Source organism: Terrabacter sp. P5_B1 (genome assembly GCF_056400505.1).
This window is the reverse complement of the sequence record NZ_JBFULD010000167.1, coordinates 1-9,216: the sequence shown is the minus strand read 5'-3', so window position 1 is coordinate 9,216 and position 9,216 is coordinate 1. Positions and strand designations below refer to the sequence as shown.

The 9,216-nt window shown below is 71.9% G+C and carries 8 protein-coding genes and 2 pseudogenes; 6 read left to right on the top strand and 4 right to left on the bottom strand.

Annotation, left to right across the window (positions count from 1 at the left end; translation table 11 throughout):
* Nucleotides 1-25 precede the first annotated feature (25 nt).
* A pseudogene (locus AC1DP0_RS13040) lies at nucleotides 26-124 on the top strand (NADH-quinone oxidoreductase subunit C); the annotation flags it as partial.
* 71 nt (nucleotides 125-195) lie between these two features.
* Here AC1DP0_RS13040 and AC1DP0_RS13035 read toward each other — a convergent pair.
* The 3 genes and pseudogenes from AC1DP0_RS13035 to AC1DP0_RS13025 form a co-directional block, all read right to left on the bottom strand.
* A pseudogene (locus tag AC1DP0_RS13035) lies at nucleotides 196-402 on the bottom strand (NADH-quinone oxidoreductase subunit C); the annotation flags it as partial.
* Between the two features lie 47 nt (nucleotides 403-449).
* Complete coding sequence (locus AC1DP0_RS13030) at nucleotides 450-1,073, bottom strand: NADH-quinone oxidoreductase subunit B (protein WP_478084984.1); 624 nt, start codon at nucleotides 1,071-1,073, stop codon at nucleotides 450-452.
* Nucleotides 1,073-1,432, bottom strand: a complete 360-nt coding sequence (locus AC1DP0_RS13025) for an NADH-quinone oxidoreductase subunit A (RefSeq protein ID WP_478084983.1) — start codon at nucleotides 1,430-1,432, stop codon at nucleotides 1,073-1,075. Before AC1DP0_RS13025 ends, AC1DP0_RS13030 begins: the two co-directional genes overlap by 1 nt.
* Before the next feature lie 176 nt (nucleotides 1,433-1,608).
* Between AC1DP0_RS13025 and AC1DP0_RS13020 the strand changes: the two genes are divergently transcribed.
* The 5 genes from AC1DP0_RS13020 (at nucleotide 1,609) to AC1DP0_RS13000 (ending at nucleotide 8,646) form a co-directional block, all read left to right on the top strand.
* Nucleotides 1,609-3,507 carry a 2-oxoacid:acceptor oxidoreductase subunit alpha gene (locus AC1DP0_RS13020; protein WP_478084982.1) on the top strand — a complete coding sequence of 633 codons (1,899 nt, stop codon included), beginning with the start codon at nucleotides 1,609-1,611 and terminating at the stop codon, nucleotides 3,505-3,507.
* Nucleotides 3,508-3,515: 8 nt separating this feature from the next.
* Entirely contained in the window at nucleotides 3,516-4,619 is a 1,104-nt protein-coding gene (locus AC1DP0_RS13015; RefSeq protein ID WP_478084985.1) for a 2-oxoacid:ferredoxin oxidoreductase subunit beta, read from the top strand.
* On the top strand, nucleotides 4,616-5,599 hold the full coding sequence (gene rarD, locus AC1DP0_RS13010) for an EamA family transporter RarD (RefSeq protein ID WP_478084981.1): 984 nt from the start codon (nucleotides 4,616-4,618) through the stop codon (nucleotides 5,597-5,599). The genes AC1DP0_RS13015 and rarD overlap by 4 nt, the downstream gene beginning before the upstream one ends.
* An 88-nt stretch (nucleotides 5,600-5,687) precedes the next feature.
* Nucleotides 5,688-7,229 (top strand): MFS transporter, encoded by a 1,542-nt coding sequence (locus AC1DP0_RS13005; RefSeq protein ID WP_478084980.1) that lies wholly within the window; start codon nucleotides 5,688-5,690, stop codon nucleotides 7,227-7,229.
* Nucleotides 7,230-7,236: 7 nt separating this feature from the next.
* Nucleotides 7,237-8,646 (top strand): class II fumarate hydratase, encoded by a 1,410-nt coding sequence (locus tag AC1DP0_RS13000; RefSeq protein ID WP_478084979.1) that lies wholly within the window; start codon nucleotides 7,237-7,239, stop codon nucleotides 8,644-8,646.
* Nucleotides 8,647-8,658: 12 nt separating this feature from the next.
* Here AC1DP0_RS13000 and AC1DP0_RS12995 read toward each other — a convergent pair.
* On the bottom strand, nucleotides 8,659-9,216 hold a 558-nt coding region (locus AC1DP0_RS12995; RefSeq protein WP_478084978.1), incomplete at its 5' end, for a VOC family protein.

Sequence of the window (9,216 nt, the reverse complement as noted above, 5' to 3'; positions counted from 1 at the left end):
GGGTGACGACGCCGGGTTCGACGTCGTGTGCCACCTGCTCGACACCCGCACGCCCGGGGCGCTGAGGTCGGTGCTGCTGCGGACGCGGGCCCCCGAGGGCGTCCCGGTGCCGTCGCTGACCGGGGTCTTTCGGGGTGCGGCCTGGCACGAGCGCGAGACCCACGAGATGTTCGGCATCGAGTTGTGCCAGGCCGCACCCCGAAAGACCCCGGTCAGCGACGGCACCGGGACGCCCTCGGGGGCCCGCGTCCGCAGCAGCACCGACCTCAGCGCCCCGGGCGTGCGGGTGTCGAGCAGGTGGCACACGACGTCGAACCCGGCGTCGTCACCCTCCCGATCGGTCTCGTCGACGGCGGTCATCCAGTCGAAGTACGCGTAGCCCTCCTCCCGGGCCGCGAGCACCGTGCTGGACCACTCCCCGAAGGGCACGTCGCGCACGTCGGTGACCCTCACCGGGCACCCTCCGGCGGCTTCGGGCCACGGCGCAGCAGGGGGCGACGGACGTCACCGGCGCTGCCGACGCGGGTGCCGGCATACCTGCCCGTGAGCTTCTGTACGGAGAGGCGCTCGCTCGCGATCTGCTCCTGGAGGCGGATGATGCCGTGCAGCAGCGCCTCGGGGCGGGGCGGGCAGCCGGGGACGTAGACGTCGACGGGGACGATCTGGTCGACGCCCTTCGTCACGGAGTACGAGTCCCAGTAGGGGCCGCCCGAGTTGGAGCAGGCGCCGAAGGAGATGACGTACTTCGGCTCTGGCATCTGGTCGTAGAGGCGCCGGATCGCCGGGGCCATCTTGTCGGTGACGGTGCCCGAGACGACCATGAGGTCGGCCTGGCGCGGGCCGGGCGCGAAGGGGATGACTCCGAGGCGGATGAAGTCGTGCCGACCCATCGACGCGGCGATGAACTCGATGGCGCAGCAGGCGAGCCCGAAGTTGAAGACCCACAGCGAGTAGCGACGCCCCCAGTTGAGCACGACCTTGATCGGCTTGGGCGCGTGGCCCCCGAGCACGCCGACCGTGGCGGGACCGACCGTCGGCATCGGGAGGCTCACGGGCCGGCTCGGCTGCTCCATCACACCCACCTCAGGAGGCCACGACGCCCGGCATGGGCCAGTCCCAGCACGATGACGCCGATGAAGACGCCCATCTCGACGAGGCTCGCACGGCCGAGGGCGGCGTCCCGGATCACCGTCGCCCACGGGAAGAGGTAGACCGCGTCGACCGCGAAGATGACGTAGAGGAAGGAGAAGACGAAGTAGCGCACCTTCGTCTGCGCCCAGCCCTCGCCCACGGGGTCGACGCCGGACTCGTACGTCGTCAGCTTGGCCGCGTGCGGGGCGTGCGGTGCCAGCAGGCGCCGCACGACCATCGCTGCCGTGACGAGCAGGACGCCCGCCCCCAGCACCGCTGCGACGGCCACGTACCCGGACATGACGACCAGCCTATCCATGCGCGTTCCCCAGTGGCGTCGTCCCCGCAGGCGGCTCGTAATGTCCACGTGATGGCAACCCGCGCAAATGTCCGCAGAGGGCGATCTACCATGGAAATTACCCGCCGCACAATGCCCCGGGCAGTGAATCGTAGGGAAGATCGAGGACGTCGCAGAGCATGAGTGCCAAACTGGTCCAGAAGCTCGATCGCGTGGTCATCCGATTCGCCGGGGACTCCGGCGACGGCATGCAGCTCACCGGAGACCGCTTCACGTCGCAGACCGCGCTGCTCGGCAACGACCTGTCGACGCTGCCCAACTTCCCGGCCGAGATCCGCGCCCCTCAGGGCACCCTCCCCGGCGTCTCGAGCTTCCAGCTGCACTTCGCCGACCACAACGTCCTGACGCCCGGCGACGCCCCCGACGTGCTCGTCGCGATGAACCCCGCAGCGCTCAAGGCCAACCTGCGCGACCTGCCGCGTGGCGCGACCCTCATCGTCAACACCGACGAGTTCACCAAGCGCAACCTCTCCAAGGTCGGCTACGTCGAGAGCCCGCTCGACGACGGTTCGCTGACCAGCTACGTCGTCCACCCCGTCGCCCTGACGTCCATCGCGGTCGAGGCCCTCGCCTCGTTCACCGACCTGACCCGCAAGGAGAAGGAGCGCGCGAAGAACATGTTCGCGCTGGGACTGCTCTCGTGGCTCTACACCCGGCCGATGGACGGCACCGAGGCGTTCCTCAAGGCGAAGTTCGCCGACAAGCCCGAGATCCTCGAGGCCAACCTCGCGGCCCTGCGCGCCGGCTTCAACTACGGCGAGACCACCGAGGACTTCGCCGTCGCCTACGAGGTCGCGCCGGCCACGATGGCCCCCGGCACCTACCGCAACGTCACCGGCAACGTCGCGCTGTCGCTCGGCCTCGTCGCGGCCGCGCACCGCGCGACCCTGCCGCTCTTCCTCGGCAGCTACCCGATCACGCCGGCGTCCGACATCCTGCACACGCTCGCCGGCCTCAAGCGCTACGGCGTCGCGACCATGCAGGCCGAGGACGAGATCGCCGGGGTCGGCGCCGCGCTCGGCGCGTCCTTCGGTGGTGCCCTCGGCGTCACGACGACGTCCGGCCCGGGCCTCGCGCTCAAGGCCGAGACGATCGGCCTCGCCGTGTCGCTCGAGCTGCCGCTCATCGTCTGCGACATCCAGCGTGGCGGCCCGTCGACCGGCCTGCCGACGAAGACCGAGCAGGCCGACCTGCTCCAGGCCCTCTTCGGCCGCAACGGCGAGTCGCCCGTGGCGGTCGTGGCTCCGGCGACGCCGGCCGACTGCTTCGACATCGCCGTCGAGGCGGTGCGCATCGCGACGACCTACCGCACGCCGGTCATCGTCCTGTCCGACGGCTACCTCGCCAACGGCTCCGAGCCGTGGCGGCTGCCGCGGACGGCCGAGCTGCCCGACATCGCCGTGGAGTTCGCGACCGAGCCCAACGCCGTGGACGACAAGGGGCAGCCGACCTTCCACCCCTACCTCCGCGACCCCGGGACGCTCGCGCGGCCGTGGGCGGTCCCCGGCACGCCGGGTCTCGAGCACCGGGTCGGTGGCATCGAGAAGGCCGACGTCACCGGCAACATCTCCTACGACCCCGACAACCACGACCACATGACGCGGCTGCGCCAGGCCAAGATCGACGGGATCGCCGACACCATCGGCCCGCTCGTCGCCGACGACCCGACCGGCGACGCCGACGTGCTCGTGCTGGGCTGGGGCTCGACCTTCGGGCCGATCGCCGCGGGCGTACGCCTGGCGCGGGCCTCCGGCGCCCGCGTGGCCCAGGCGCACCTGCGCCACCTCAACCCGTTCCCCGCCAACACCGGTGAGGTGCTCCGCTCCTACCAGCGCGTCATCGTGCCCGAGATGAACCTCGGCCAGCTCGCGATGCTGCTGCGTGCGAAGTACCTCGTCGACGTCGAGTCGCACACCTCGGTGCGCGGCCTGCCGTTCCAGGCGGGCGAGCTCGCCGACGTCATCGCCACCGCCGTGGCGTCCGTCTCGGACGCGCCCCTGAAGGAGGCCGCCAAGTGACCACCGACCTGCCCGTCGACCTCGGTATGCCGAGCCACGGGGGCTCCGCTCCCGTGCACCCCCGGAACGGTGCCACCGGCACCGCCGCCGTCCCGCGCCTCGCCGACGGGACCGCTCTGACGAAGAAGGACTTCACGTCCGACCAGGAGGTGCRCTGGTGCCCCGGGTGCGGCGACTACGCGATCCTGGCCGCCGTGCAGGGCTTCCTGCCCGAGCTCGGCCTCAGGCGGGAGAACATCGTCTTCGTCTCGGGCATCGGGTGCAGCTCGCGCTTCCCCTACTACCTCGACACCTACGGCATGCACTCGATCCACGGTCGCGCACCGGCCATCGCGACCGGTCTGGCCGCGACGCGCGAGGACCTGTCGGTCTGGGTCGTCACCGGCGACGGCGACGCACTCTCGATCGGGGGCAACCACCTGATCCACGCCCTGCGCCGCAACGTCAACCTCAAGATCCTGCTCTTCAACAACGAGATCTACGGCCTGACGAAGGGGCAGTACTCCCCCACCTCGCACCTCGGTCAGGTGACCAAGTCGACGCCGCTCGGGTCGCTCGACACCCCCTTCAACCCCGTGTCGCTCGCGCTCGGGGCCGAGGCGAGCTTCGTCGCACGGACCATGGACTCGGACCGCCAGCACCTGACCGGCGTGCTGCGTGCGGCCGCCGAGCACCGGGGGTCGGCGCTCGTCGAGATCTACCAGAACTGCCCGATCTTCAACGACGGCGTCTTCGACGTCCTCAAGGACCGCACCGAGGCGGCCGCCCGCATCCTGCACCTCACCGACGGTGAGGAGGTCGCGGCCGGCGACAACGTCGTCGTCCGTGACGACCGCGGGTCGCTCGCCGTCGTGCCACGCTCCGCGGCCGACCCGGCCCGCATCGTTCGTCATGACGTGTCCGCGGCCGACCCCTCGGCGGCATTCGCGCTCTCCCGTCTCGACACTCCCGACCTCGGCCACGTGCCGATGGGGATCTTCCGCAACGTGGAGCGCCCGACCTACGACGACCTGCTGCGCGAGCAGATCGCCTCGACCCGCACGGGCGAGGTCACCGACGCCGACATCGACGCCCTGCTCGCCGGTCGGGACACCTGGACCGTGGGGGCGTGACCGCCCGAGACACCGTCTCGACGGTCGAGTCCACCCCGACTTCGAGGACACCGGACGGCGAGGTCGGCCGGGGCACGCTCCTCGGCTTCGCGGCATACGGCCTCTGGGGGCTCTTCCCGCTCTACTTCGACGCCCTCAAGCCCGCCGGTCCGTGGGAGATCCTCGCCCACCGCATCCTGTGGACCCTGCTCTTCTGCGTCGTCGTGCTGCTGGTCGTGCGTGACCTCGGCTGGATCCGGCCGCTGCTGCGTCGGCCCCGGTTGCTCGCCGGCACCACGGTCGCGGCGGTGCTCATCGCGGTCAACTGGGTCGTCTACGTCGCGGCGGTCACCTCGGGCAACACGTCCGAGGCGGCGCTGGGCTACTTCCTCAACCCGCTCGTCACCGTCGCGCTCGGCGTCGTCGTGCTCGGCGAACGCCTGCGCCTGCTGCAGTGGGTCGCGGTCGGGATCGGCATCGTCGCCGGCATCTACCTCGGGGTCTCCGGCGGCCGCGTGCCGTGGGTGGCGCTCACGCTCGCCGTGTCGTTCGCCCTGTACGGCCTGACGAAGAAGAAGGTCGGCGTCAGCCTCGACGCGATCCACGGCCTCACCGTCGAGACGGTCGTGCTGGCCCCGGTCGCCGTCGTCCTGCTCCTCGTCGTGGGCGCGCAGGGCGGTCTCGAGTTCGGGCGGCACGGCGGGGTGCACACCTCGCTGCTCGTCCTGTCGGGCGTCGTCACCGCCGTGCCGCTGCTGTGCTTCGCAGCCGCCGCGCGGCGCATCCCGCTCGTCTCCATCGGGTTGATCCAGTTCATCACCCCCGTCATGCAGCTGCTCTGCGCGGTGCTCCTGCTGGGCGAGCACATGCCCCGGGAGCGGTGGATCGGCTTCGGCATCGTCTGGGTCGCGCTCCTGGTGCTCACGGTCGACTCCCTCGTCAGCCTCCGCGGGGCGCGAGCCGCGCGTCGCGACCTGCCCGTCGACGACTGCCCGCGCTGACGGTCCACGCCGACGGTCCACGCCGACGGTCCACGCCACGGTTCACGCTGAGGGACCGGCGTCCGGCCTGCGGTGACAGACTGCCGGAGTGAGCGACATCGCCCTCGACTCCCGCACCGGTCGGTTCGTCATCGCTGCCGCCGTGCTCGGCTCGGGCATGGCCCTGCTCGACGGGACCGTCGTCAACGTCGCGCTCGTGCGGATCGGGCACGACCTCGCGGCGAGTCTGGCCGACCTCCAGTGGATCACCAACGGCTACCTGCTCGCGCTCGCCTCCCTCATCCTGCTCGGCGGCTCGCTCGGTGACCGCTTCGGTCGCCGGCGCGTCTTCGTCATCGGGGTCGCGTGGTTCACCGTCGCCTCGGCGGCCTGCGGGCTCGCCCAGTCACCCGGCCAGCTCGTCGTCGCCCGGGTGCTCCAGGGCGTCGGCGGGGCGCTCCTCACGCCCGGCAGCCTGTCGATGATCCAGGCCTCGTTCCGCCCCGGCGACCGCGGCAAGGCCATCGGCACGTGGTCCGGGCTCGGCGGGATCGCCGCTGCCCTCGGGCCCTTCGTCGGCGGGTGGCTCGTGCAGTACGCCAGCTGGCGGTGGGCGTTCCTCGTCAACGTGCCGCTGGGCGTGGCGACGGTGTGGATCGCCCAGCTGCACGTCCCCGAGACCCGGGACGAGGACGCCGACCCCCGGTTCGACGTCGTCGGCGCGGTGCTGGCGACGTTCGCCCTGGGCATCACGACCTTCGCGTTGATCGAGCACGAGGCCCTCGGCGTCGCGGGAGCCGTCGGGGTCGCCGCGGTCGGTCTCGCCGTCGGCGCCGCCTTCGTCGTGGTCGAGCGCCGCAGCTCGCACCCGATGCTGCAGCCGGCCCTCTTCGCCTCCCGGCAGTTCAGCGCGGCCAACGCCATGACCCTGCTGGTGTATGCCGCCCTCGGCGCGGTCTTCTTCTTCCTCACCCTCCAGGTGCAGACGGTGCTCGGCTACGGTCCGCTGCTCGCCGGGATGGCGTCGCTGCCCGTGACGGTGCTCATGCTGCTCTTCGCGGCCCGGGGCGGTGAGCTCGCGTCGCGCATCGGCCCGCGGCTGCCGATGACCGTCGGTCCCCTCGTGTGCTGCGTCGGCGTCCTCCTGCTCTCCGGTGTCGGCGCGGGATCGACCTACTGGACCGGCATCCTGCCCGGCATCACCGTCTTCGGCGTCGGGCTCACGCTGCTCGTCGCGCCGCTCACGGCGACGGTCCTGGCCGCCGCCCCCGACCGTTACGCCGGCGTGGCCAGCGGGGTCAACAACGCCGTCGCCCGCGCGGGCAGCCTGCTCGCCGTCGCGGCCCTGCCGGCGGTCGTGGGCCTCAGCGGCTCGGACTACGCGGTGCCAGAGGCGTTCTCGTCCGCCTACCGGACGGCGATGCTCATCTGCGCCGGGCTGCTCGCCGCCGGCGGCGTCCTGTCGTGGCTGCTCATCCGCAACCCGGCACCGGCGGGGCGGGCCGTGCCCGAGCGGGAGGGCGCGGTCGTCGAGGGCCCGGGCACACGGGCCACGAGCTCGGTTCCCGCGGGGTGGTCCTGTGCCGGCTCGGAGGGCTGCCCGGGCACGAGCCACGACCACGACGTCACGGTGCCCATCGCTGACGCATGATGGGGGCATGAGCGACGCAGCGCAGGGGTTCCGGACCGAGCACGACTCGATGGGCGAGGTCCAGGTGCCCGCCGACGCGCTGTGGGGCGCCCAGACGGCGCGGGCCGTCGAGAACTTCCCGATCAGCGGGCAGCCGGTGCCGCCGGGCGTCGTCCACGCGCTGGCACGCCTCAAGGCCGCCGCCGCCGAGGTCAACGCCGAGCTCGGGGTGCTCGACGAGGAGCGGGCCCGTGCCATCGCGGCGGCGGCCGGTGAGGTGGCGGACGGCGAGCACGACGACGAGTTCCCCATCGACGTCTTCCAGACGGGGTCCGGCACCTCGACGAACATGAACGTCAACGAGGTCGTCGCGCGGATCGCGCACCTCGCCAGCGACCTCGACGTGCATCCCAACGACCACGTCAACGCGGGCCAGTCGAGCAACGACACGTTCCCGAGCGCGCTGCGCATCGCCGCGACGTCGGCCGCCGTGCTCGACCTGGTGCCGGGACTCGAGCATCTCGCGCTGGCGCTGGGCCGCAAGGAGTCGGAGTTCGCCGACGTCGTCAAGGCAGGCCGCACGCACCTCATGGACGCCGTGCCCGTGACCCTCGGTCAGGAGTTCGGTGGCTACCGGCGGCAGGTCGAGCTCGGTGCCAGCCGCGTGCGCACCGCCGCCGAGGCGACGAGCGAGCTGCCCCTCGGTGGGACCGCCGCGGGGACGGGGCTCAACGCGGCACCGGGCTTCGCGCGCCGGGTGATCGAGCGCGTGTCGGGGGTCACCGGCCTGCCGTTCCGCGAGGCGGCGAACCACTTCGAGGCGCAGTCGGCGCAGGACGCCGTCGTCGAGCTGTCGGGGGCGCTCAAGGTCGTGGCCGTGAGCATGACGAAGATCTGCAACGACCTGCGCTGGATGAGCTCTGGGCCGCGCACGGGCCTCGGCGAGATCCACCTGCCCGACCTGCAGCCCGGATCGAGCATCATGCCGGGCAAGGTCAACCCCGTCTTGCCCGAGGCGACCCTCATGGCGTGTGCGCAGGTCATCGGCAACGACGTCGTCATCACGACGGCGGGTGCCGCGGGCAACTTCGAGCTCAACGTCATGCTGCCGGTCATGGCCAAGAACGTCCTCGAGTCGATCGGGCTGCTCACCGCGACGAGCCGGTTGCTCGCCGACCGGTGCATCGACGGCATCACGGCGGAGGTCGAGCACGCGCGGGCCCTCGCCGAGGGCTCACCGTCGATCGTCACGCCCCTCAACCGCTACATCGGCTACGAGGCCGCCGCAGCCGTCGTCAAGCAGGCCGTCAAGGAGCGCCGGACCATCCGTGACGTCGTCATCGACCGGGGACACGTCGCGGACGGCAAGCTCACCGAGGAGCAGCTCGACGACGCCCTCGACGTCCTCACGATGGCCCGTCCCGAGGCCGACACCTGACCGGGACGAGGGTCAGCCGAGGAACTGGCTGAGCGTGAGAACCGCGCCCTGCGGGTCACGCACGACGACGGTGCGCGTCCAGTCGCTGTCGCCGGTGCGCACCACCGAACCGCCGAGTCGCACAGCGCGGTCGGCGGACTCGTCGCGGTCGGCAACCGTGAAGGTCACGTGCCATCCGGGTTCGTCACCCGGTCCGAGCGGCACGACCCAGCCGATGGCGTCGGCGAACCCAGGTGGTGTGTTGCCGGCCGCCTGCCGCGCGTGGATGCCCGGGTCCACGGTGCGTGCAAGGTGGTCGCCGTAACCGGGCACCCCGATCATCGTCGCGAAGCCGACGTCGGCGAACTCCCAGCCGAAGGCCTGCTCGTAGAAGCGCTCCGCGGCCTCGGGCTCGTCGGTGTGCAGGTCGCTGAAGTTCCAGGCGCCCGGGACGTTGACCACCTGGGCCCCGAGACGGCGCGCGGCCTCCCAGAGCCTCAGCTCGAGACCCTGGGGATCGCGGACGACGACCGACCGGCCACCCTCGCCGGCCGTCGTCGGCGGCTGCACCACCGCACCGCCGAGCCGCTC

Excerpts from the sequence above, each read along its gene's own strand:
- AC1DP0_RS13030 (WP_478084984.1), bottom strand. The coding sequence starts at position 1,073 with ATGGAGCAGCCGAGCCGGCCCGTGAGCCTCCCGATGCCGACGGTCGGT.
- AC1DP0_RS13025 (WP_478084983.1), bottom strand. The coding sequence starts at position 1,432 with ATGTCCGGGTACGTGGCCGTCGCAGCGGTGCTGGGGGCGGGCGTCCTG.
- AC1DP0_RS13020 (WP_478084982.1), top strand. The coding sequence starts at position 1,609 with ATGAGTGCCAAACTGGTCCAGAAGCTCGATCGCGTGGTCATCCGATTC.
- AC1DP0_RS13000 (WP_478084979.1), top strand. The coding sequence starts at position 7,237 with ATGAGCGACGCAGCGCAGGGGTTCCGGACCGAGCACGACTCGATGGGC.